The organism is Jhaorihella thermophila (assembly GCF_900108275.1).
Lineage (GTDB): Bacteria > Pseudomonadota > Alphaproteobacteria > Rhodobacterales > Rhodobacteraceae > Jhaorihella > Jhaorihella thermophila.
In genome coordinates this window covers 169,726-190,448 of the sequence record NZ_FNVD01000005.1, presented here as the reverse complement: position 1 = coordinate 190,448, position 20,723 = coordinate 169,726, and the positions used below count along the sequence as shown (strand labels likewise).

Annotated in this window: 20 protein-coding genes; 8 read left to right on the top strand and 12 right to left on the bottom strand. The window is 65.7% G+C overall.

The window, feature by feature from the left end:
- Positions 1-20: 20 nt before the first annotated feature.
- From C4S70_RS08310 to C4S70_RS08300, 3 genes are all read left to right on the top strand, one after another.
- Positions 21-851, top strand: coding sequence for an SDR family NAD(P)-dependent oxidoreductase (locus tag C4S70_RS08310; protein WP_104007646.1), 831 nt, complete (start codon positions 21-23; stop codon positions 849-851).
- Between the two features lie 72 nt (positions 852-923).
- The gene (locus C4S70_RS08305; protein ID WP_104007645.1) at positions 924-1,124 is read left to right on the top strand and encodes a twin transmembrane helix small protein; all 201 of its coding nucleotides are present in this window, start codon (positions 924-926) and stop codon (positions 1,122-1,124) included.
- A gap of 3 nt (positions 1,125-1,127) precedes the next feature.
- Positions 1,128-1,700 carry a cob(I)yrinic acid a,c-diamide adenosyltransferase gene (locus C4S70_RS08300; protein WP_104007644.1) on the top strand — a complete coding sequence of 191 codons (573 nt, stop codon included), beginning with the start codon at positions 1,128-1,130 and terminating at the stop codon, positions 1,698-1,700.
- 31 nt (positions 1,701-1,731) lie between these two features.
- On the opposite strand, the gene C4S70_RS08295 is transcribed toward C4S70_RS08300, so the two are convergent.
- Positions 1,732-2,193 carry a GyrI-like domain-containing protein gene (locus C4S70_RS08295; RefSeq protein ID WP_160114856.1) on the bottom strand — a complete coding sequence of 154 codons (462 nt, stop codon included), beginning with the start codon at positions 2,191-2,193 and terminating at the stop codon, positions 1,732-1,734.
- Positions 2,194-2,427: 234 nt separating this feature from the next.
- Here C4S70_RS08295 and C4S70_RS08290 point away from each other — a divergent pair, with 234 nt between their 5' ends.
- A complete protein-coding gene (locus tag C4S70_RS08290) occupies positions 2,428-3,186 on the top strand; it encodes an electron transfer flavoprotein subunit beta/FixA family protein (RefSeq protein WP_104007642.1) in 759 nt (252 codons plus the stop codon).
- Positions 3,186-4,115 (top strand): electron transfer flavoprotein subunit alpha/FixB family protein, encoded by a 930-nt coding sequence (locus C4S70_RS08285; RefSeq protein ID WP_104007641.1) that lies wholly within the window; start codon positions 3,186-3,188, stop codon positions 4,113-4,115. Before C4S70_RS08290 ends, C4S70_RS08285 begins: the two co-directional genes overlap by 1 nt.
- Positions 4,116-4,216: 101 nt before the next feature.
- On the opposite strand, the gene C4S70_RS08280 is transcribed toward C4S70_RS08285, so the two are convergent.
- On the bottom strand, positions 4,217-6,187 hold the full coding sequence (locus C4S70_RS08280) for a hypothetical protein (RefSeq protein WP_104007640.1): 1,971 nt from the start codon (positions 6,185-6,187) through the stop codon (positions 4,217-4,219).
- Positions 6,188-6,325: 138 nt separating this feature from the next.
- Between C4S70_RS08280 and C4S70_RS08275 the strand changes: the two genes are divergently transcribed.
- On the top strand, positions 6,326-7,006 hold the full coding sequence (locus tag C4S70_RS08275) for a thiamine diphosphokinase (protein ID WP_104007639.1): 681 nt from the start codon (positions 6,326-6,328) through the stop codon (positions 7,004-7,006).
- On the opposite strand, the gene C4S70_RS08270 is transcribed toward C4S70_RS08275, so the two are convergent.
- The 3 genes from C4S70_RS08270 to C4S70_RS08260 form a co-directional block, all read right to left on the bottom strand.
- Positions 6,966-7,940, bottom strand: coding sequence for a DMT family transporter (locus C4S70_RS08270; protein WP_104007638.1), 975 nt, complete (start codon positions 7,938-7,940; stop codon positions 6,966-6,968). The genes C4S70_RS08275 and C4S70_RS08270 overlap by 41 nt on opposite strands.
- A 162-nt stretch (positions 7,941-8,102) precedes the next feature.
- A complete protein-coding gene (locus tag C4S70_RS08265; protein ID WP_104007637.1) occupies positions 8,103-9,479 on the bottom strand; it encodes an L-serine ammonia-lyase in 1,377 nt (458 codons plus the stop codon).
- Positions 9,480-9,632: 153 nt separating this feature from the next.
- The gene (locus C4S70_RS08260; protein ID WP_104007636.1) at positions 9,633-10,661 is read right to left on the bottom strand and encodes an NADP-dependent oxidoreductase; all 1,029 of its coding nucleotides are present in this window, start codon (positions 10,659-10,661) and stop codon (positions 9,633-9,635) included.
- Between the two features lie 157 nt (positions 10,662-10,818).
- Here C4S70_RS08260 and C4S70_RS08255 point away from each other — a divergent pair, with 157 nt between their 5' ends.
- Positions 10,819-11,604: an inositol monophosphatase family protein gene (locus tag C4S70_RS08255; protein ID WP_104007635.1), complete on the top strand. Its 786-nt coding sequence runs from the start codon at positions 10,819-10,821 to the stop codon at positions 11,602-11,604.
- A 121-nt stretch (positions 11,605-11,725) separates the two neighbouring features.
- Here C4S70_RS08255 and C4S70_RS08250 read toward each other — a convergent pair whose 3' ends face one another.
- The 5 genes from C4S70_RS08250 to C4S70_RS08230 form a co-directional block, all read right to left on the bottom strand.
- Positions 11,726-13,306 (bottom strand): ABC transporter ATP-binding protein, encoded by a 1,581-nt coding sequence (locus C4S70_RS08250; protein ID WP_104007634.1) that lies wholly within the window; start codon positions 13,304-13,306, stop codon positions 11,726-11,728.
- On the bottom strand, positions 13,303-14,409 hold the full coding sequence (locus C4S70_RS08245) for an ABC transporter permease (RefSeq protein WP_104007633.1): 1,107 nt from the start codon (positions 14,407-14,409) through the stop codon (positions 13,303-13,305). The genes C4S70_RS08250 and C4S70_RS08245 overlap by 4 nt, the downstream gene beginning before the upstream one ends.
- The gene (locus tag C4S70_RS08240; protein ID WP_104007632.1) at positions 14,410-15,522 is read right to left on the bottom strand and encodes a microcin C ABC transporter permease YejB; all 1,113 of its coding nucleotides are present in this window, start codon (positions 15,520-15,522) and stop codon (positions 14,410-14,412) included.
- A gap of 7 nt (positions 15,523-15,529) precedes the next feature.
- Complete coding sequence (locus C4S70_RS08235) at positions 15,530-17,317, bottom strand: extracellular solute-binding protein (RefSeq protein ID WP_235003763.1); 1,788 nt, start codon at positions 17,315-17,317, stop codon at positions 15,530-15,532.
- 328 nt (positions 17,318-17,645) lie between these two features.
- Complete coding sequence (locus C4S70_RS08230) at positions 17,646-18,152, bottom strand: c-type cytochrome (RefSeq protein ID WP_104007630.1); 507 nt, start codon at positions 18,150-18,152, stop codon at positions 17,646-17,648.
- 114 nt (positions 18,153-18,266) lie between these two features.
- Here C4S70_RS08230 and C4S70_RS08225 point away from each other — a divergent pair, with 114 nt between their 5' ends.
- Complete coding sequence (locus tag C4S70_RS08225; protein ID WP_104007629.1) at positions 18,267-19,097, top strand: prephenate dehydratase; 831 nt, start codon at positions 18,267-18,269, stop codon at positions 19,095-19,097.
- 5 nt (positions 19,098-19,102) lie between these two features.
- On the opposite strand, the gene C4S70_RS08220 is transcribed toward C4S70_RS08225, so the two are convergent.
- Positions 19,103-19,570 (bottom strand): SRPBCC family protein, encoded by a 468-nt coding sequence (locus C4S70_RS08220; RefSeq protein WP_104007628.1) that lies wholly within the window; start codon positions 19,568-19,570, stop codon positions 19,103-19,105.
- Between the two features lie 39 nt (positions 19,571-19,609).
- Positions 19,610-20,593: an NAD(+) diphosphatase gene (gene nudC, locus C4S70_RS08215; protein ID WP_104007699.1), complete on the bottom strand. Its 984-nt coding sequence runs from the start codon at positions 20,591-20,593 to the stop codon at positions 19,610-19,612.
- Positions 20,594-20,723 lie beyond the last annotated feature (130 nt).

Below are 20,723 nucleotides of genomic sequence, written 5' to 3'. Positions count from 1 at the left end.
ATACAGGCAGGAGACGCGCAATGGCGGGGAAAACCATCCTCATCACCGGCTGTTCATCGGGAATCGGGCTGGACGCGGCGCGGGGCTTGCGCGCCCGCGGCTGGCGCGTCTTTGCCTCATGCCGGCAACAGAAGGATTGCGACCGGCTGCGGGCGGAAGGATTCGACAGCCCCCGGATCGATTATTCCGACGCCGCCAGCATCGAAACCGGTCTGGCAGAGGTGCTGGAGGCCACCGGCGGACGGCTGGACGCGCTGTTCAACAACGGCGCGCACGGGCTGCCAGGGGCGGTCGAGGACATCCCCACCGAGGCCCTGCGCGAGATCTTCGAGACCAACTTCTTCGGCTGGCACGACCTGACCCGCCAGGCGATCCCGGTGATGCGGGCGCAGGGCGCGGGGCGGATCGTGCAGTGTTCGTCGATCCTGGGTTTCATCGCCTTTCCCTGGCGCGGGGCCTACACGGCCACGAAATACGCGCTCGAAGGGTTGACCGACACGATGCGGATGGAACTGCGAGGGACAGGGATCGAGGTGGTGCTGATCGAACCGGGACCGATCACGTCAAAGCTGCGGGAAAAGGCGATCCCGCATTTTGAACGATACATCGACTGGCGGCATTCGGCCCTGCGCGAGAAGTATGAGACACAGGTGCTGAAACGGCTCTACGAAAGCCGCGGGCCGGACCGGTTCGAACTGCCGCCCAGCGCGGTGACGGCCAAGCTGGTGCGGGCGCTGGAATCGCGCCGCCCACGTCCGCGCTACTATGTCACGACGCCCACCCATGTCGCCGGATACCTGCGCCGGTTCCTCTCCACCCGCGCCACTGACCGCATTTTGTCGCGACTCTAGGCGGAAAACGCGGTCGCATTTGCTGCCGGAACGGGATAGACCCGCCCTACCAAGCGAACAGCGGGGGCCGATATGGGCGAACCTCTTTTCATCCTGATCCTTCTGGCGATGCTGGCGGTCGTCGTGGTGCTGGCCATCGGCATCGGCGGCTTTGGCGCGGGCGGCAAGTTCAATGCGAAATACGCCAATCTGATGATGCGCCTGCGGATCCTGTTCCAGGCCATCGCGGTGGCGCTGATCGTTTTGTTCGTCTATCTGAAGACAAAGGGCTGAGCAGTGGTCGTTCTGAACAAGATCTACACCCGCACCGGCGACAAGGGCGATACCGCGCTGGGCGACAGTCAGCGCGTGCCCAAGAACGCCGCGCGGGTCAATGCCTATGGCACCACGGACGAGCTGAATTCCTTTGTCGGCCTCGCCCGTCTGCATGCCGACGGCGAAATGGACGCAGCGCTCGCGCGGATCCAGAACGACCTGTTCGATCTGGGCGCGGACCTGTGCCGGCCGGGACGCGAAAATGACGCCGAGGCCGAATATCCGCCCCTGCGCATGGTGGCCGAACAGGTCGAACGGCTCGAGGCCGAGATCGACTCGATGAACGCGGGCCTGCAGCCGCTGCGCAGCTTCATCCTGCCGGGCGGCTCGCCGCTGGCGGCGCATCTGCATGTCTGCCGCACCGTTGCCCGCCGGGCCGAGCGGCTGGCGGTGGAGCTCGACGCCGAGGAGGACGTGAACCCGGCAGCGGTGAAATACCTCAACCGTCTGAGCGACTGGTTCTTCGTCGCTGCCCGCGTGGCCAACAACAACGGCGCCGACGACGTGCTTTGGGTTCCGGGCGCGAACCGCTGAGCGTCCGCGAAGCGGCGGGGCGTCCGGCCGATCACGCCTGGACCGGCACCCAAATCTCCCACGCGACCCCGTCCGGCCCGTTGCGCGGATCGTCGGGGTAGCGTTCGAACACCGCCCCTTCGCGCTGGCACCAACCTGACCCCGGCAGCCATTCCGTGAACATTTCGTCGAACGCACGCGGCAGTTCCTCAATTGGCGCAAAGCGACGCAGCACGGCATACTTGCCGGCGCTCAAAGTGACGACACAGCTGCGCTGGGGGCGCTGTTCGGGCAACGGGTCGACCTCGACGGCCACCGCATAGCGGAACCCGCCCTTCCCATCCGCGCTGAAGGAAACGCCATAAAGCGCGCCGGGCACCCGGTTGCGAATGTGCTGTGCGTCCTTGAGGAACGCCTGCCACAGTTCGCCGATCCTGTGACGGGTCTCGACCGTAAACGCATCGGCAAAGCCCACAAGCCGCCGCTCCGGCGCGGTTTCGATTTCGGGTTCCAATGGGGGCCTCCTGTCACAGCGGATGCGAAAACCGCGTTCCGGTCCGCGCCAAGGTCGCCGATCAGAAACATTCTCGCAACAAAATTGCGCCACGTCGTGAAAACGCGACGTCCTTGAGCGCTGACGTGACGATTTTGCCCTGTTGCGGCGCAGACCGAACCGTTATCTACGCCCGGGAGAGCGTGGGGGAGTCGCAAAGCGGCTTGCCGTTTTTTGTAAGGAGAGAACGCAAAGATGAAGGTCCTTGTGCCCGTCAAGCGCGTGATCGACTACAACGTGAAAGTTCGCGTGAAAGCGGACGGAAGCGGTGTCGATCTCGCCAACGTGAAGATGTCCATGAATCCCTTCGACGAGATCGCCGTCGAGGAAGCCATCCGCCTGAAGGAAGCCGGCAAGGCCGACGAGATCGTCGTCGTGTCGATCGGCGTCAAGCAGGCCCAGGAAACGCTGCGCACCGCGCTGGCGATGGGCGCGGACCGCGCGATCCTGGTGGTGGCCGCCGATGACGTGCATCAGGACATCGAGCCGCTGGCCGTGGCCAAGATTCTCGCCAAGGTGGTCGAGGAAGAGCAGCCCGGCCTCGTTCTGGCCGGCAAGCAGGCGATCGACAACGACATGAACGCCACCGGTCAGATGCTGTCGGCGCTGTTGGGCTGGAGCCAGGCGACCTTTGCCTCCAAGATCGACATCGAAGGCGATCATGCGCTGGTCACCCGCGAGGTGGACGGCGGCCTGCAGACCATCAAGGTGAAGATGCCCGCGGTCGTCACCGTGGACCTGCGCCTGAACGAGCCGCGCTATGCCTCGCTGCCCAACATCATGAAGGCCAAGAAAAAGCCGCTGGATGAAAAGACCGCCGCCGATTACGGCGTGGACCTGACGCCGCGGCTCGAAGTGGTCAAGACCGATGAACCGCCGGCGCGCGCCGCGGGCATCATCGTCGGCTCGGTGGACGAGCTGGTCGAGAAACTCAAGGAAGCGGGGGCTGTGTGATGGCTGTTCTTCTTCTTGCCGAAGTCAACAACGGCGAACTGGCGCTGGACGCCACCGCCAAGGCCGTAACCGCCGCCAAGGCGCTGGGGGACGTGACCGTTCTGTGCGCCGGCGCCCATGCCGCGGCCGCCGGTGAAGCCGCCGCCAAGATCGACGGCGTGAAAAAGGTTCTGGTGGCCGAAGGCGAATCGCTGGGCCACCGTCTGGCGGAATCCACCGCCGATCTGATCGTGTCGCTGGCCGGCGACTATGACCACATCGTCGCGCCGGCCACCACCGACGCCAAAAACGTGATGCCGCGGGTCGCCGCGCTGCTGGACGTGATGGTGATCTCGGATGTCTCGGGCGTGGTGGATGCGGACACGTTCGAACGGCCGATCTACGCGGGCAACGCGATCCAGACCGTGAAGTCGCGCGACCCCAAGAAGGTCGTCACAATCCGCACCTCGACCTTCGATGCGGCGGGCGAGCAAGCGGCGGCGCCGGTGGAAACCGTCGCGGCCCCCGAAGCGTCCGGCCTCAGCGAATGGGTCGAGGACAAGGTGGCCGAAAGCGACCGGCCCGAACTGACCAGCGCCAAGATCGTCGTCTCGGGCGGCCGCGGCGTGGGCTCGGAAGAGAACTTTGCGCTGATCGAGAAGCTGGCCGACAAGCTGGGCGCCGCGGTGGGTGCCTCGCGCGCGGCAGTCGATTCGGGCTATGCGCCGAACGACTGGCAGGTGGGCCAGACCGGCAAGGTCGTCGCGCCCGATCTGTACGTTGCGGTCGGCATCTCCGGCGCGATCCAGCACCTGGCGGGGATGAAGGATTCCAAGATCATCGTTGCCATCAACAAGGACGAAGAGGCACCGATCTTCCAGGTGGCAGACTTCGGCCTGGTTGCGGATCTGTTCCAGGCTGTGCCGGAACTGACCGAGAAACTGGGGTGATCCGCCGGGCGCATACGCCCACCGGATGACAGCGCAAGACCGAAAGCGGCCCGCCGAGATACCGGCGGGCCGCTTTTCGTTGTTCCGGCGGGCGTCTCGCCTCAGCCGGTCGCGCGCTGGCCGGGACGGAAGCCGATATCACCGGATACGGTGAAACGTCCGCCGCCTTTCTTTTCGATCTTGCCTTCGCGCAGCAGGTGGCCAAATGCCCGCAACCCGTCCTCGCGGTTGAAGTCGGCATTGCGCACCTGACGGGCCACATTCATCAGTTGCGGACGGGAAAACTCCGTCCGGCCCTCGACAAAGGCAAGGTAGGCCGCGGCCGCTTCCAGCAACTCCGGCAACTCCTCGGCCCCGAGTTCCCGGGCAAACCTGGCGAATTCGCTCTCGCCGGACGGGACCGCCGCCATGACGCTGTCGTCCAGCAACTCGGCTGCCACGCGGCGCGGCCGGATCGGACCGCGCGCCGCCCTGCCGGCACCTTCGTCGACCCGCTGCTCTGCCACCAGTTTCAGCGGTGCGGCGCGGGTCTTGGTGGTTGGCCGGACCGGCCGTGTTCTTGGCGCATCGGGGCGGCGCGGACGCACCGCATGGGCCAGATCGACCCGGTAAGGATCGTCGCTGGGGTGAGTGCCCATCGTTCCGCCCGCTTCGCGTTCGGCGCGCGTTGTCGCCACGGCGGCGCGCATGTGGGTATAGGCTTCGTGGCGGGCCGCGGCCTCGGGGTCGCTCAACCGCTCTTCGGCCGATTTCATCAGCCGCTCCACGTCCGGCGTGCCTGCTGGCCCCTTTCCGGCCGGGCGCGCCGGTTCGTATTCTTCCGCCGCCGGCGCCTGGTCGGCGCCCGTAATCTCGGCTTCGAGCTGGGCCAGTTCCTGAATCAGTTCGGCTTCGTCCTCGGGCGGCAGGTCGCCGTGATCCGAAGGCGCGGCGTCTTCGACGATTTCTTCCAGCTCGGCCGCTTCGACTGCCTCGTCCAGATCCCGCTTCTTGATCTTGATGACGCTGGCTGCGGGCTCTTCCTCGGCCTCCGAGAGGATGTTGGCCACGTCCTGGTCGTCCGGCTCGGCCTCGTCCGTTTCCTGATCGAGATCACCGAACAGGCTGTCCGCTCCCGTCAGGTCTTCTTCGCTTTCGTCGGGGCCAATGTCGCTGTCATCCTTACCGGCGGCTTCTTCAACCGGCTCCGCAGCTTCGTCAGCCCCCTCTTCAACAGTCGGCGCGGCGGCGGGCGCTTCCGCAGCGGCGGGCTCGGCGAAGGCTTCCCAGGTCAGGGGCTCCGCAGCCTCGGCTTCTTCCTCGGTATCTTCCGCGTGGAGGACATGGGCGAGCGTCGAGGTGATCTCGGCAGGGGCGGCGGAGTCGGCGAGAGCGTCCTCGTCATACTGGTCCGTCTCGGCCTGTTCATTCCGGGCCACAACCGCGCGAATTCGCTCCAGCTTGGCGGCGATGCTGTCTTCGGCCTGCGGACGGGCCGGCGCCGGTTGGCCAAGATCCTCGGCCGTCGCCATTTCGGGTTCGGCCTCCGACGCGGGTTCGGCAGGCTCTTCGACCGCCGGCGGCCGAGCGGTTTCCCCCGAAGGCTCGGGCGCCGCCTCGGCATCCTCCTGAACCTCTTCGGCCGACACCTCGGCGGGTTCTTCGATGATCGGCGGTTCGGATACGGCCGCGGACTCTGCGGCGTCGGCATGCGCGTGCGGCTGGGCCGGTTCGGGAGCAGGCTCGGGCGCCGCCTCGGCCACTGCGGCGTCGGCCGCCGAGGGCGCGTCTGTCGCTTCGGCCATCGCGGGTGCCGCAGGCGGCGTGGTCGCTTCCGGCGCGGCGGCCGTCAGCACGATGCCGCTTTCCTCGTGCCGGGCCTCGACCTGGCGGGCGATTTCGCGTTCGGCGATCCGGGCGAGCATCTCGGCGTCCGGCTGCGGCGGTTCCGCGCCGAAATAACGGTCCTCGCGGGCAAGATCCCGGAAATACTCGGCAATCGCCTTCATCGTCTCGAAGGAGTCTTCAAAGCCTTCCAGCGTACAGGAAAACGTGCCGTAAGATACGGTCAGGATCTTGTTGTTCTGTACCATCGGATGCTCGTCCTCTCACATTGTTTCGCGTCGGTTTACCATGACCGACTCGACGAAAGCGGCCCGAATCTGTGCCAAACAGCGTATCATTTCATGACTAGATTGTGTCGTGTTTCCAAAAAGGGCATGTAACCGGGCATGAAACCACCGATTGTTGACATCTCCGAACCAGTTACGCTGATTGGCGGGGGTGAACTGGGCCGAAATGACCTTGACGACGCCCTGTCGCGGGCGCCGCGTCTCATTGCGGCGGATGGCGGGGCGGGGCCGGCCCTGGCGGCCGGGCATATACCCGAGGCCGTGATTGGCGATTTCGATTCGCTGACGGCGGAGTGGCGGCATCGCATTCCCGGCGACCGCCTGTTTCCGATCCGTGAACAGGACAGCACAGATTTCGACAAAGCCCTGCGCAGCATCCGCGCGCCGCTGATTCTGGCCGTCGGGTTCCTGGGTGCGCGGGTGGACCACCAGCTCGCGGCATTCAATGCCGTGGTGCGACACGCGAATCACAGCTGTATCCTGATCGGCGCGCATGAGGTGATCTTTCATGTGCCCGCACGGATCGAGGTTCCCGTCGCGCGGGGCGATGTCGTGTCACTGTTTCCGATGCGCGCGGTCACGGGACGATCGCACGGGCTGGAATGGCCGATCGACGGGCTGGAACTGAACCCGGGCGGGCGCATCGGCACGTCGAACCGCGCGCTTGGCCCGGTGACGATCGAAACCGATCAACCGGGGCTGCTGGCGATGGTGCCGCGCGGGGCGTTGGACGATGTGATCAGGGCGCTTGCGCCGGCGCAGGCTCGGGCGGCGGAGTGAGGCGCGACAGTCCGGCCTCGGCCTGCTCCTTCAGCCGCGTCGTAGCGCGCGCCACGGCGTGTTCCCGCAGCACTACATAGATCCCGGCGCCTATGGTGACCGCGATGCCCGCGCTGGCCAGGAGATTCGGCAAATCCCCGAACATGAGAAAGCCGAAGACCGTTGCCAGCGGGATTTCCAGATACTGCATCGGGGCCAGCGTGGCCGCGGGCGCGAAACGCAGCGCCCAAGTCATCAGCAGATGCGCCACCGTTCCCATCAGGCCAACGGACACCAGCAGCCCCCAGTCCACCGCGCTGACGGCGGCCAGATCCGATGGAGCCACCTCCAGCGCCGACGCAAGGAACCATGCCGGGATCAGCAGCACGACCGCCATGGCCCCGCTGACCGCCTGCAGGCCGATCGGGTCGGTGCCCCGCGCGATCTGGCGCGTGACCAGCATGAACAGGGAAAACAGCACCGCGACGACCAGCGGCCAGAGCGCGGGCCAGCCGACCTCGGCAAAGCTGGGCTGGACCACCATCAAGGTGCCGCCGAACCCGACGAGGCATGCAATGATTCGCCGCATCCCGACCTCTTCGCCCAACAGGAACCGTCCCAGCAGCAGCATCAGGAACGGCATCACGAAGGAAATCGCGACGGCATCGGCCAGCGGCAGATATTTCAGCGCGGTGAACATGGCGGCAATCGCGGCCATGTGCAGCAGCGTGCGCAGCGCGATCCAGCCGATGACGCTCCGCCGCAGCCAGCCCAGCCCGCCCCGAGAGATGACGATCGGCACGAGGATCAGAGCCTGTATGCCGAACCGCATGACCAGCAGGACCAGAACCGGCACCGAGGTGCCGAGCAGCTTGACCACGGCATCGCCCAGCGGCGCCACCACGCAAAAGCCCAACATGAGCAGTATTCCAAGAACCGGGCGATCCTGTGTCATGGGGCCCACGGTAGAGGCCACTTCGATTCATTGCAAGCTTGGGTTGCGTCAAAATCGAGGCTCGGCGAAAAAGTTTTGGCCGCGATAGGCGAGTTGCCGCTCACCGTCTCGTTCCAGACGTGCGAGCGACCCGGCGCCCTGCCGCGCTCTTGCCGTGTAGCCTCAGCAGTTCGGCACGTTCACCGCCAGCCCGCCCAGCGAGGTTTCCTTGTATTTCTCGTGCATGTCGTGGCCCGTCTGACGCATCGTTTCGATGCAGGCATCGAGCGGCACGAAATGATCGCCGGTGCCGCGCAGGGCAAGGCTGGCGGCGCTGACCGCCTTGACCGCGCCCAGCGCGTTGCGTTCGATGCAGGGCACCTGCACCAACCCCTTTACCGGATCGCAGGTCATGCCAAGGTGATGTTCGAGCGCGATCTCGGCGGCGTTTTCCACCTGCTCGGGCGTGCCGCCCATCACCGCGCAAAGGCCCGCCGCCGCCATCGCGCTGGCGCTGCCGACCTCGGCCTGACAGCCGGCCTCGGCCCCGCTGATCGAGGCATTGTATTTGATCAGCCCGCCGATCGCCGCAGCGGTCAGCAGGAAGTCCTCGACATGGGAGTCCGACGCGCCCGGAACGTGGTCGAGGTAATAGCGCAGCACCGCCGGCAGCACGCCCGCGGCGCCGTTGGTCGGGGCCGTGACCACCTGTCCCCCCGCGGCGTTTTCCTCGTTCACCGCCATGGCATACACGCTGATCCAGTCGTTCACCGTGTGCGGCGCGTTCAGGTTCATGCCGCGTTCGGCGTGAAGCGCGCGATGGATCGCACCGGCGCGGCGTTTGACCTTCAGCCCGCCGGGCAGGACTCCATCGGCCGCCAGACCGCGCTCGATGCAGGCGTTCATCACCTCCCAGATCCGCGCGGTGCCCGTGGCAAAGGCCTTGGCGCAGCCGCCGCGGGCGATCTCGTTCTCGCGCTTCATCTGGGCGATGGACTTGCCGCTCTCGCGTGCCATGCGCAGCATCTGTTCGGCGGTTTCGAACGGAAAGGGAACCGGCGGGCCTTCGTTGCGGTCCCGGCCCTCGGCCAGTTCCTTTTCCGTCACCACGAAACCGCCGCCGATGGAATAGTAGGTTTCCTGCAGGATCACGTCGCCCTGCGCATCGGTGGCCATCAGGATCATGCCGTTGGCGTGCCCCGGCAAGGGACGGTCATAGTCGAAGACCAGATCCTCGGCAGGGGCGAAACCGAGCGTGCCCAGCCCGTCCGGGCTGACCCGCCCGGTGGCGCGGATCTCGGCCAGCGCGGCCTCGGCCGCCTCGGCGTCATACGTGTCAGGAGTGAAACCGGCGAGCCCAAGGATCGTGGCCCGGTCGGTTGCGTGCCCGACCCCGGTAAAGGCGAGCGACCCGTGCAGGCTGCCCCGCAGGCCGTGGAATTCGAAGGGCGAGGCGCGCATCAGGTCGAGAAACCGCGCCGCGGCCACCATCGGCCCCATCGTGTGCGACGAAGACGGACCGACGCCCACCTTGAACATGTCGAAAACGGAAAGAAACATCGCGCGTCTCCTGATCGGCCGGCCGTTTGCGGCCGGTGATGGGTTCCTGATTAGGACAGGACGCCACCCGGGAGACGGTCGATTGCGACGTTTCCTATAGGAAACGCGCCCCGCGCCGGGCACGGGGCGCGCGCGCCTGCGTTGGGCCGCAGGTCAGATCAGCTTGACGATCTGCTTGCCCTTGTTGCCGCCCTTCAGCATCGACAGGAAGGCGGCGGGGGCATTCTCGAGTCCCTCGGCGACGTCCTCGAGATAGCGGATCTCGCCGCTGGCGACCTTGGGGCCGACTTCCCTGAGGAATTCGCCGAACCGGTCGTAGTGGTTGAAGATGATGAAGCCGTTGACGGACAGGAACTTCACCAGGATCGTGCGCCACAGCATCGGCGCAGTGAGCCCTTCGCCTTCGCCCTCCTTGGGTTCATACCAGCTGATCATGCCGCAGACCGGGATCCTGCCGAAATTGTTCATCAGCGGCAGAACGGCCTCGAGCACCTTGCCGCCCACGTTTTCGAAATAGATGTCCACGCCGTCGGGGCATTCCGACGCGATCGCGCGTCGCAGGTCCGCAGCGGAATCGAACGCGCGGTGGTCGATGCAGGCGTCAAAGCCGAAGGTCTCGGTGGCCAGTTTGCACTTCTCCGCCCCGCCGGCGATGCCGACCGCGCGCAGGCCCGCGAGCTTGGCCAGCTGCCCTACCATCGACCCCACCGGCCCGGTCGCGGCGGCCACGACCAGCGTCTCGCCCGCCTTGGGCCGGCCGAATTCGTTGAACCCCACCCAGCCGGTGAAGCCGGGCATTCCCAGAACGCCCAGCGCCGTGGAGATCGGCGCAAGGGTCGGATCCACCTTGCGCAGCTGGTCTCCGGGCAGGCAGCCGTGGGTAGCCCAGCCGAACATGCCGAAGGCGAAATCGCCGGGTTTGTATCCGGGATGGTTCGAGGCGATCACCTCCCCCACGCCGCCGGCCTCCATCGTGCCGCCGACCGGCACCGGGGCGGCGTAGGATTTCGCGTCGCTCATCCGGCCGCGCATGTAGGGGTCGAGCGACATGTAGTGGACGCGCACGAGCACCTCGCCTTCGCCGGGGGTCGGGACGGGCGCGGTTTCCAGGCGGAAATTGTCCAGCGTCGCGTGCGCCTCGGGGCGGCTGGCAAGAACGATGCGCTGCATCTGGTCGGTCATCGGGCCATCTCCTCTGTCTGTATCCGTGGTGAGGGTGGGAGCCGGAGCGCTGGATGGCAAGTGGCGCGAGCCGGAACGTTGCGGCGCGTCTGCCTCTTGGCAAAGGCAACCGGCGCGCGTATACGCGCCAACTGATCCCGAACAGGAGCCCGGACAGATGGTTGGCAGCGCAAACCTCAACATCATGATCAAGGCCGCCCGCAAGGCCGGCCGGTCGCTGGTCAAGGACTTCCGCGAGGTTGAGAACCTGCAGGCCAGCATGAAGGGCGCGGGCGATTTCGTGTCCCGGGCCGATCTGGCCGCCGAGGCGATCCTGAAGGAGGAGCTGCTGGAGGCGCGGCCCAGCTATGGCTGGCTGGCCGAAGAGGGTGGCGAGATTGCCGGCAAGGATCCGACCCGGCGCTGGATCGTCGATCCGCTGGACGGGACGACGAATTTCTTGCACGGGCTTCCGCACTGGGCGATCTCGATCGCGCTGGAGCACAAGGGGCAGATCGTCGCCGGGGTGATCTATGACCCGGCGAAAGACGAGATGTTCTATGCCGAAAAGGGCGAGGGCGCCTGGATGAACCAGACCCGCCTGCGGGTATCGGCGCGCGGGCGGATGATCGAATCGATCTTTGCCACCGGCCTGCCCTATGGTGGACGTGCCGACCTGCCCGACACGCTGCAGGATCTGGCGCGACTGCTGCCGGTCTGTGCAGGCGTGCGGCGCTGGGGGGCGGCGGCTCTGGACATGGCCTATGTGGCCGCCGGTCGCTATGACGGGTTCTGGGAACGCCGCCTGAACGCCTGGGATCTGGCCGCCGGCATAGTCATCCTGCGCGAGGCGGGGGGGCTGATCGAGCCGCTGGATCCCGAGGGCGACATCCTGGCCGATGGCGAGGTGATCTGTGCCAACGAGCCGATCTTTTCGCAGTTCGCCAAGGTGATCCGAGGCTGAGCGGTTTCGGATCGCTGGCGCGATCCGACCGATGCGGGGGCGCTGCCCCCGCACCCCCGGAGTATTTTCAGGCAAGATGAAGGGACGAGACGAGGCGCCCCCGGCCGGTGCCCCGCGGTGTCTAGGCGGTGACCTCGACCAGTGTGCGGGTGTAGTCCGATTTCGGGGTCTCGAACACGTCGCGGGCGGGGCCGGTCTCGATCACATCACCGTTGCGCATGACCATGACCTTGTGGGACATCGCCCGCACCACTTTCATGTCATGGCTGATGAAGAGGTAAGCCAGTCGGTGACGCCGTTGCAGGTCGCGCAGAAGGTCCACGATCTGCACCTGGACCGTCATGTCGAGCGCCGATGTCGGCTCGTCCAGCACCACCAGGCGCGGACGCAGAACCATGGCGCGGGCGATCGCGATGCGCTGACGCTGGCCACCGGAAAATTCGTGCGGGTAGCGGTCCATCGCCGCCGGGTCGAGCCCGGTTTCCTGCATCACCTCGGCCACGAGGTCGCGGTGGTCGCGATGGGGGTCGACCTTGTGGATCTTCAGCCCCTCGGCGATGATCTGGGCGCAGGTCATGCGGGGGCTGAGTGAGCCGAAAGGATCCTGGAACACGATCTGCATGTCCTTGCGAAGCCGGCGCAGTTCACGCGTCGACCACTTGCGGATGTCCTGACCCCGAAAGGTAATCGCGCCCTCGGACCCGATCAGGCGCATGATCGCCAGCGCCAGCGTGGTCTTGCCCGAGCCGCTTTCGCCGACGATGCCGAGGGTTTCGCCCTCGCGCACCGAGAGCGTCGCGTCGTTGACCGCCTTCACATGGCCCACGGTGCGTTTGAGAAGCCCCCGCTGGATCGGAAACCAGACCTTCAGGTGTTCGGCGCGGACGATTTCGCGGGCGCCCTCGGGCACGGGGTCCGGCGCGCCCCTGGGTTCGGCAGCCAAAAGCTTTTGCGTATAGGGGTGTTGCGGATTGGCGAATATCTCGGCGGCGGGGCCGGTCTCGACGATTTCGCCGTCCTTCATCACGCAGACCCGGTCGGCGATGCGGCGCACGATGCCGAGGTCATGGGTGATGAACAGAAGCCCCATCCCCTCGTCCCGCTTGAGTTCCGAGAGCAGTTCGAGGATCTGTGCCTGGATCGTCACGTCCAGCGCGGTGGTCGGTTCGTCGGCGATCAGGATGTCGGGCTTGTTGGCCAGCGCCATCGCGATCATCACCCGCTGGCGCTGCCCGCCCGACAGCTGGTGCGGATAGGCGCCCAGCCTGGTTTCGGGGTCGCGGATGCCGACGCGGGTGAGAAGTTCGACGATACGGGCCCGGGCGGCCTCTCCGGTCAGGCCCTGGTGGATGGCGAGGCTCTCGGCCAGCTGTTTCTCGATCGTGTGCAGCGGGTTGAGCGAGGTCATCGGCTCCTGGAACACGAAGCTGATGTCATTGCCGCGCACGTCGCGCAGCAGCTTCTCGTCCGCGCCGATCATCTGCCGGCCGTCGTAGGTCACCGACCCCTCGACGATCGCGCTGTCGCCCAGAAGCGACACGGTGGACAGGGCCGTGACCGACTTGCCCGATCCTGATTCGCCCACCAGCGCGACGGTTTCGCCCCGGTCCACGGTGAAGGACACGCCGCGCACCGCGGGCATGATCCGGCCGTCCTGCCGGAAGGAGACTCGCAGGTTCTCGACTTGCAGCAGCGCGGTCATTGGAACGTCTTTCGCGGGTCGAAGGCATCGCGCACGCCTTCGAAGATGAATACCAGCAGCGACAGCATGATCGCGAAGGTGAAGAAGGCGGTGAAGGCCAGCCACGGCGCCTGAAGGTTCTGTTTCGCCTGGAGCGTGAGTTCGCCCAGCGACGGGGCCGACGACGGCAGGCCGAAGCCGAGGAAATCGAGGCTGGCCAGCATGCCGATCGTCCCGGTGACGATGAAGGGCAGCATGGTCAGCGTCGCCACCATCGCGTTGGGCAGCATGTGGCGGAACATGATGGTCAGGTTGCCGACCCCCAGCGCGCGGGCGGCGCGGACATATTCCAGGTTGCGGGCGCGCAGGAACTCGGCCCGCACCACGCCCACGAGCGCGGTCCAGCCGAACAGCACGGCGATGATCACCAGCATCCAGAACGACCGCTGGAAGATCGCGAACATGATGATGATGACATAGAGCGACGGCGTGGCCGACCAGATCTCGATGATGCGCTGAAAGATCAGGTCGATGCGCCCGCCGAAGAAGCCCTGCACCGCCCCCGCGGCGATTCCGATGAGCGAGGCGATGGTGGTCACGATCAGGGTGAACAGCACCGACAGGCGAAAGCCGTAGATGACGCGGGCCAGCACGTCGCGCTTGGTGTCGTCGGTGCCCAGCCAGTTCTGGCGGTTGGGCGGCAGCGGCGCGGCGCCGGGGCGTTCGACGATGGTGTCATAGGAATAGGGGATCGGCGGCCAAAGCGCCCAGCCCTTTTCGATCGGCTCACCCTCCACTACCCCATCCGCGGCGTCGTCCATCACGCCTTCGGGGTCGTCAAAGCAGAGATCCAGCCCGCCGGTCACGATCAGGCACTGCACCTCGGGGTCGGTATAGGCGGCTTCGGTTTCGAAATCCCCGCCAAAGGCGGTTTCGGGGTAGAACCGGAACACGGGCATGTAATAGTCGCCCCGATACTGCACGAGGATCGGCTTGTCATTGGCGAGAAACTCGGCAAACAGCGTCACCCCGAACAGGATCGAAAAGATGATGAGCGACCAGAAGGCGCGGCGGTTGCGCCTGAAGTTGCGCCAGCGGCGCTGGTTGAGCGGGGACAGCGCCATTCAGCCCTCCCGCCGCTCAAAATCGATGCGGGGATCGACAAAGACATACATCAGGTCGCTGAGGATCCCCACGACCAGGCCCAGAAGGCCGAAGATGAAGAGAGTGCCGAAGATCACCGGATAGTCGCGCGCCACCGCGGCCTCGAACCCCAGCCGGCCCAGCCCATCGAGCGAGAAAATGGTTTCGATGATCAGCGACTGGCCGAAGAACACGCCGATGAACACGGCCGGAAAGCCTGCGATCACGATCAGCATCGCGTTGCGGAACACATGGCCATAAAGCACGCGCCGTTCCGACAGGCCCTTGGCGCGGGCGGTCATGACATACTGTTTCTTGATCTCGTCCAGAAAGCTGTTCTTGGTCAGCAGCGTCAGCGTGGCAAAGGCCGAGATCGTCGAGGCGATCACCGGCAGCGTGATGTGCCAGAAATAGTCCGCGATCTTGCCCCACAGGCTGAGGCTTTCCCAGTTGTCCGATGTCAGCCCGCGCAGCGGAAAGATCTGCCAGTAGGACCCGCCGGCCAGCAGCACCAGCAGAAGGATCGCGAACAGGAAACCGGGAATCGCATAAGCCACGATGATGAGCGCGCTGGTCCAAGTGTCGAACCGCGACCCGTCCCGCACCGCCTTGCGGATGCCCATCGGGATCGACACCAGATAGGCGATCAGCGTGGACCACAGGCCAAGACTGATCGACACCGGCATCTTCTCCAGCACCAGGTCCGTCACGCTGATCGAGCGGAAATAGCTCTCGCCGAAATCGAGCCGCATGTAGTTCCACATCATGTTCAGGAACCGCTGCAAGGGCGGCTTGTCGAACCCGTATTCCCTTTCCAGCTCGGCAATGAACTCGGGCGGCAGGCCGCGCGCGCCGATATATTTCTCGGACCCGCCGCCGGTGGCGACGCCGCCTTCGTCGAGCCCGGTGTTCAGCCCCGCATCCATCTGCGTTCCGGCAAAGCCGCCGAACACGTCACCGCCGCCCTGCGCCCGCGCGATCGCCTGTTCCACCGGACCGCCCGGCACGAACTGCACCAGGACGAAGTTGATCACCATGATCCCCAGAAGCGTCGGGATCACCAGCAACAGCCGGCGAAGGATATAGGCGCCCATGCCCGGCCTACCTCAGCGCGCCGCGGGCAATCAGTGCCGCGTGTTTCTCGGCATTGAACCACCAGAAATCGAGAAACCCCAGATCATAGGGCGGCAGCGGGTCGGGATGTTCATACTGGTCGTAATAGGCAACCCAGTAATTCGCCTTGTACCAGACCGGGATCATGAAGAATTCATACCGCAGCGCCCGGTCCAGCGCGCGCAGCATGGTCACCTCTTCCTCGCGGCTTTTCGCCATAAGCGAGGCATTGATGATCGCATCCACCAGCGGGCTTGCCAGACCGGCCGGGTTGAACAGTGAAAATTCGGCCTCGGACGACCCGTAGCGCTGCAACAGGCCCGTGCCGGTGCCCAGAAACGGCGCGTAGGCATCAAAGATCAGGTCATAGTCCCGGTCGCGTTCACGCAGGGTGTATTGCGCCGCGTCCACCTTTTCCAGCCGGGCGTCGATACCCATCCTGCGCAGGTTCGACATGAAGCCCTCGACCACCGCGCCCAGCGTCCCGTCCGAGGCCGAGTTGAACAGGAAGGTGATCGTCAGCGGCTGGCCCGCCGCGTTGCGCCGCTTGCCGTCCGGCCCCACGGGCCATCCGGCCTCGTCCAACAGCTTCATGGCGCGGCGCAGGTTGCGCCGGTCGGTGACGCGCTTGGGGCTGGAAGTATGCGGCATCCGCGCCGGTTCGGTCAGCATCTCGGGCGGCACCAGATCGCCCAGCGATTTCAGAAACTCCAGTTCGGCCCCTTCGGGCACGCCGGTCGCCATCAACGGCGTGTCCTGCGTGAACGAGGCGCGCTGCTTGAACAACCCGTATTGCAGCGATTCATTGGTCCATTCGAAATTGTAGGCCAGCGCGATCGCCTCGCGCACGCGCTTGTCCTGCAAGACCTCCCGGCCCAGGTTGAAGACGAACCCGGTCGGCGTGGGCGGGGTGCCGTCGGGGAGTTCGGTCTTGACGACCGACCCGTCGCGCACCTTGGGAAAGTCGTAGCCCGTGGCCCATTTCTTGGAATCGCCCTCGACGCGAAAGGTATAGACGCCGGCCTTGAACGCCTCGAACGCTGCGGTGTCGTCGCCGAAATATTCCACCCGGATCGCATCGAAATTGTGCCGCCCGCGATTGATCGGCAGATCCCGGCCCCAGTAGTCGGGGTTGCGGCGATAGACGATCTTGCGGTTCACCTCGACGGTATCGACCATGTAGGGGCCGGAACCCGGCGGGGTGTCCAGCCGGCTTTCGTCCAGTCGCGCGCCGGTTTCCTCGAACCACTTGCGCGACCAGACTGGCACGCTGCCCACCTGATCAATAAGGCTGCGCCGGGAAATGCCGGGGGTAAAGTCGAAGCGGATCGTATAATCATCCAGCGCTTCGGCATGAGGGATCCGCCGCTTCACCGCCACCGCATAGGACGGCAGCCCCTGCTCCAGCAGCAGGTTGTGGGAAAACAGCACGTCATGGGCCGTGACCGGCGTGCCGTCGGAAAACCGGGCCTCGGGGCGCATGTGAAAGATCACCCAGTCCTTGGTGACGGGATATTCCACGCTTTCGGCCAGCAGGCAATATTGTTCGCCATATGTATCGGCAGGGCCGTCGCCCAGCAGGCTTTCATACATGATCCAGCTCAGCTGCCCGCGCCGGCCCTTGCGCGAATAGGGGTTCATCGAATCGAACGTGCCCAGCGCCGCGATCGAGATCTCGCCGCCCTTGGGCGCGTCCGGGTTGACGTAGGAGAAATGCGAAAAGTCCGGGCCATAGGTCAGGTCGCCATAGAAGGAATAGCCATGCGACCGCACCATCTGCGCGCCGTCGCCCGCCTCCGTGCCCGCAGCGCCCGCGGCCAGGACGCGCGACGCCGGGCCCGCTACGGCCAGGGCCGACAGACCCGCCAGCACGCCGCGCCGCGAAAATGACCCAACCGGCCCCGGTGCCTTGCCTGAAGTCATCGCGTCATCCTCCGCTGCCCTGGCCCTGCGGGCCATTGTCGTTGTGTCTGCAAGCTAATGGCGCGCAGGGGGGATGTTCAAGGCGGGAAAGGATTACAATCCTGTCAGGTCCGCGAAGCCGCGGCCAACGAAAAAGGCCATCGCCGATGCGATGGCCCCTTCACTGTCCCCGGATCCCGGATCAGTCGTCCAGGCTGTCCAGATAGGCGATGATGTTGGCGCGATCCTCGGGCTTGGAGAGGCCCTTGAACGTCATCTTGTTGCCGGGAATGTAGTTCTTGGGGCTTTCCAGGAAGGCAAACAGCTCTTCCGGAGTCCATTCGCCCCCGTGGGCCTTCATCGCGTCGGAATAGTTGAAGCCGGCGACACCGGCGACCGGGCGGCCAACCACGCCGTAAAGATACGGGCCGGTGGCGTTCGCGCCCTCTTCGGTCTTGTGGCAGGCCACGCATTTCTTGAACAGTTTCTTGCCCTTTTCCACATCGGCCTGGGCCAGAAGATCCTCGAAGCTGACCTCTTCCACCGCCTCTTCGCCGCCGCCCGAGCTTTCGACTTCGATGACATAGGCGGCTTCGCCATGCCCATCGACATGATACATCAATTCGGCGGCCCACTTGCCCAGCAGGAAGATCAGAAAGGCGCCCAGCACACCGCCGGCGGCCTTGGTCACAGTCATCGTGTCAAACATTGATCGCGAGTCCATTTGTCCGTTTGCGGGGTGTCTAAGGCTTCCCCTCGCGCGAGGCAAGGTATAGACAGCGCGACGAAACGCCCAATTCGCACCTGTTGCACGGAAAACCACATGACCGGACGCATCGCATTCCAGGGAGAGCCCGGCGCCTACAGCCACGAGGCCTGCATCAAGGCCCGCCCGGACATGGAGCCCCTGCCCTGCCGCACCTTCGAGGACGCGATCCGCGCGGTGCAGACCGGCAAGGCCGACATGGCGATGCTGCCGGTGGAAAACTCCACCTACGGCCGGGTCGCGGACATTCACCGCCTGCTGCCCGAAAGCGGTCTGCACATCGTGGACGAGGCCTTCGTGCGGGTGCATATCAGCCTGATGGCGCTGCCCGGCGTCGAGATCGAGGAAATCGAGCGCGTCCGCGCCCATCTCGTCCTGCTGCCGCAGGCGGCCGAGTTCCTGAAACGCTATGGCATCCGGGGCGAGGCGGCGGCCGACAGCGCCGGCGCGGCGGCCGAGATCGCGAAGTCCGGGGACCGCAGGACCGGGGCGCTGGCCTCGGACCTTGCAGCCGAGATCAACGGCCTGCACATCCTGGCCCGCCATATCGAGGACCACGCGCACAACACCACCCGGTTCCTGCTGATGTCGCGTCAGGCGGACCATTCCCGCCGGGCCGAGAAGATGATGACCACCTTCGTCTTTCAGGTGCGCAACATTCCAGCGGCGCTCTACAAGGCGCTGGGCGGATTCGCCACCAACGGCGTGAACATGACCAAGCTGGAAAGCTACATGCTGGACGGATCGTTCACCGCCACCCAGTTCTATGCCGACATCGAAGGCCACCCGAACGACCCGAACGTGCGGCTCGCGCTGGACGAGCTGGGCTATTTCACCGCAAGCATGGAAATCCTGGGCGTCTACCCGGCGGCCGGCGAACGCGGCTGATCCGGTCAGGCGAGCTTCGCGCAGCGGTCCTCTATGCCCTGGGCGAAATCGGCAACCTTCAGCTTGAAGCGCCGGTTCATGTCCTTTTTCGCCAGCTTCAGCGACTGCACGAACAGTCGCCCGGCCAGGGTTCTTGGACGGATCTCGACCGAGATGCTCAGCCGCGTGCGGTGCGGCGACAGCGCGATCAGCGCCACGTCAAGCGTGCCCTCGAAGCTCTTGCCGGTAGCGGTCAGCTGAACGTCGGTGGGCGCGTCGAACCGCGACAGCACCAGCTTCATCTCGCGTGGCTTGCCGCGCAGCCGGAACGTGGTGTCCCAACTCATCCCCGTCGCCGGCGGGGTCAGATCATTGCGCCGGCGCACCTCGGCGCCCCGGCGGATCGCGGACCGTTCGAAGGCTTCGAAATCCGAAATCTCGGCGAAAACGGTTTCGATCGGCGCTTCGATGTCTTCCTTGCTTGAAAACTTCATCGTTCCTGCCCGGTCATGCCCCCGGTTCCCGGTTACCCGTTAATCCAGCCGGTCCGCAAGCCAGTTGCGCAAAAGAAACTGCGCGATGGCGCCACGTCGCGCCGGCTTCAGGACGGGATGTTCCCCGGCAAAGGCCGACAGCATCTCGGACCGGGTCACCCACATCGCGTCCTCGATCTCGACCGAATCGATGGTGATCTCGCGCGACAGCGCCGTGCCCCGGCAGCCGATCATCAGCGAGGCCGGAAAGGGCCAGGGCTGGCTGGCGAGATAGGACACCTCGCCGACCGCCACGCCGGTTTCCTCGGCGACCTCGCGGCGCACGGCGGCCTCGAGCGTCTCGCCCGGCTCCATGAAACCCGCCAGCAGCGAATACATCCCCTCGGGCCAGCCGGGTGAACGGCCCATCAGCACTGAATCGCCATGCGTTATCAACATGATCACCACCGGGTCGGTGCGCGGGAAATGAGTCGCGCCGCAACCGTCGCACAGCCGCTGCCAGCCCGCCATGACCGGGGCGCTTTCCCGCCCGCAGCGGGCACAGAAACGGTGGGTGCGGTGCCATTCGACAAGCCCCCTGGCGATCACCGCCAGCTCCGCATCGCGTGGCGAAAGCCGTGACATCAGCCGGCGCAGCTCGGCAAAGACGTGATCGGGCGGCAGATCGGGATGGTGCTGCTCGGTCGGGTCGAAGAGTCGCCCCAGCGCCGCGGTATCCTGCCCCTCGGGGTGCCAGTGCGAGATGTCGCGGGCGAAATACGGTTCGTCGGCTTCGGACAGGCCCAGAAAGATCGGACTGTCCGGCTCGCCCCCCGGCGGCGCGACGATCAGGGGATGGGTCATCGGCAACAGCGCCAGCTGATCCCGGTTTTCACCCCGGACCAGCGGCTTGCCGCGCCAGATCGGCAGGAAGGTCGCGTCGGCTCGGGCCAGCAGGTCGGCTTGCCGGTCCGGGTCGCCGCGAAGATGCGCCGCGCGATTCAGGCCGGATCCGCCGAATGTTACCTGTTCCGCAATCTTCATGGCATCCCCCCTTTCGCTGCTGCCCACACGGCTGCCACGGAGCGGCGAAGGGCGCAATCGGAAAGCGGCGGCCGCCAGGTTTCCCGGCAGACAGGACGCGCCCTTCACCACCGAGACGCGCTTTCATCGA

What these genes read in the sequence shown, in the direction of transcription:
- C4S70_RS08270 (WP_104007638.1), bottom strand. Translation starts at nt 7,940, where the DNA reads ATGACACAGGATCGCCCGGTTCTTGGAATACTGCTCATGTTGGGCTTT.
- C4S70_RS08305 (WP_104007645.1), top strand. Translation starts at nt 924, where the DNA reads ATGGGCGAACCTCTTTTCATCCTGATCCTTCTGGCGATGCTGGCGGTC.
- C4S70_RS08260 (WP_104007636.1), bottom strand. Translation starts at nt 10,661, where the DNA reads ATGACCGACCAGATGCAGCGCATCGTTCTTGCCAGCCGCCCCGAGGCG.
- C4S70_RS08290 (WP_104007642.1), top strand. Translation starts at nt 2,428, where the DNA reads ATGAAGGTCCTTGTGCCCGTCAAGCGCGTGATCGACTACAACGTGAAA.
- C4S70_RS08230 (WP_104007630.1), bottom strand. Translation starts at nt 18,152, where the DNA reads ATGTTTGACACGATGACTGTGACCAAGGCCGCCGGCGGTGTGCTGGGC.
- C4S70_RS08220 (WP_104007628.1), bottom strand. Translation starts at nt 19,570, where the DNA reads ATGAAGTTTTCAAGCAAGGAAGACATCGAAGCGCCGATCGAAACCGTT.
- C4S70_RS08225 (WP_104007629.1), top strand. Translation starts at nt 18,267, where the DNA reads ATGACCGGACGCATCGCATTCCAGGGAGAGCCCGGCGCCTACAGCCAC.
- C4S70_RS08245 (WP_104007633.1), bottom strand. Translation starts at nt 14,409, where the DNA reads ATGGCGCTGTCCCCGCTCAACCAGCGCCGCTGGCGCAACTTCAGGCGC.
- C4S70_RS08255 (WP_104007635.1), top strand. Translation starts at nt 10,819, where the DNA reads ATGGTTGGCAGCGCAAACCTCAACATCATGATCAAGGCCGCCCGCAAG.
- C4S70_RS08235 (WP_235003763.1), bottom strand. Translation starts at nt 17,317, where the DNA reads ATGGTGCGGTCGCATGGCTATTCCTTCTATGGCGACCTGACCTATGGC.
- C4S70_RS08280 (WP_104007640.1), bottom strand. Translation starts at nt 6,187, where the DNA reads ATGGTACAGAACAACAAGATCCTGACCGTATCTTACGGCACGTTTTCC.
- C4S70_RS08265 (WP_104007637.1), bottom strand. Translation starts at nt 9,479, where the DNA reads ATGTTTCTTTCCGTTTTCGACATGTTCAAGGTGGGCGTCGGTCCGTCT.
- nudC (WP_104007699.1), bottom strand. Translation starts at nt 20,593, where the DNA reads ATGAAGATTGCGGAACAGGTAACATTCGGCGGATCCGGCCTGAATCGC.
- C4S70_RS08275 (WP_104007639.1), top strand. Translation starts at nt 6,326, where the DNA reads ATGAAACCACCGATTGTTGACATCTCCGAACCAGTTACGCTGATTGGC.
- C4S70_RS08285 (WP_104007641.1), top strand. Translation starts at nt 3,186, where the DNA reads ATGGCTGTTCTTCTTCTTGCCGAAGTCAACAACGGCGAACTGGCGCTG.
- C4S70_RS08240 (WP_104007632.1), bottom strand. Translation starts at nt 15,522, where the DNA reads ATGGGCGCCTATATCCTTCGCCGGCTGTTGCTGGTGATCCCGACGCTT.
- C4S70_RS08250 (WP_104007634.1), bottom strand. Translation starts at nt 13,306, where the DNA reads ATGACCGCGCTGCTGCAAGTCGAGAACCTGCGAGTCTCCTTCCGGCAG.
- C4S70_RS08310 (WP_104007646.1), top strand. Translation starts at nt 21, where the DNA reads ATGGCGGGGAAAACCATCCTCATCACCGGCTGTTCATCGGGAATCGGG.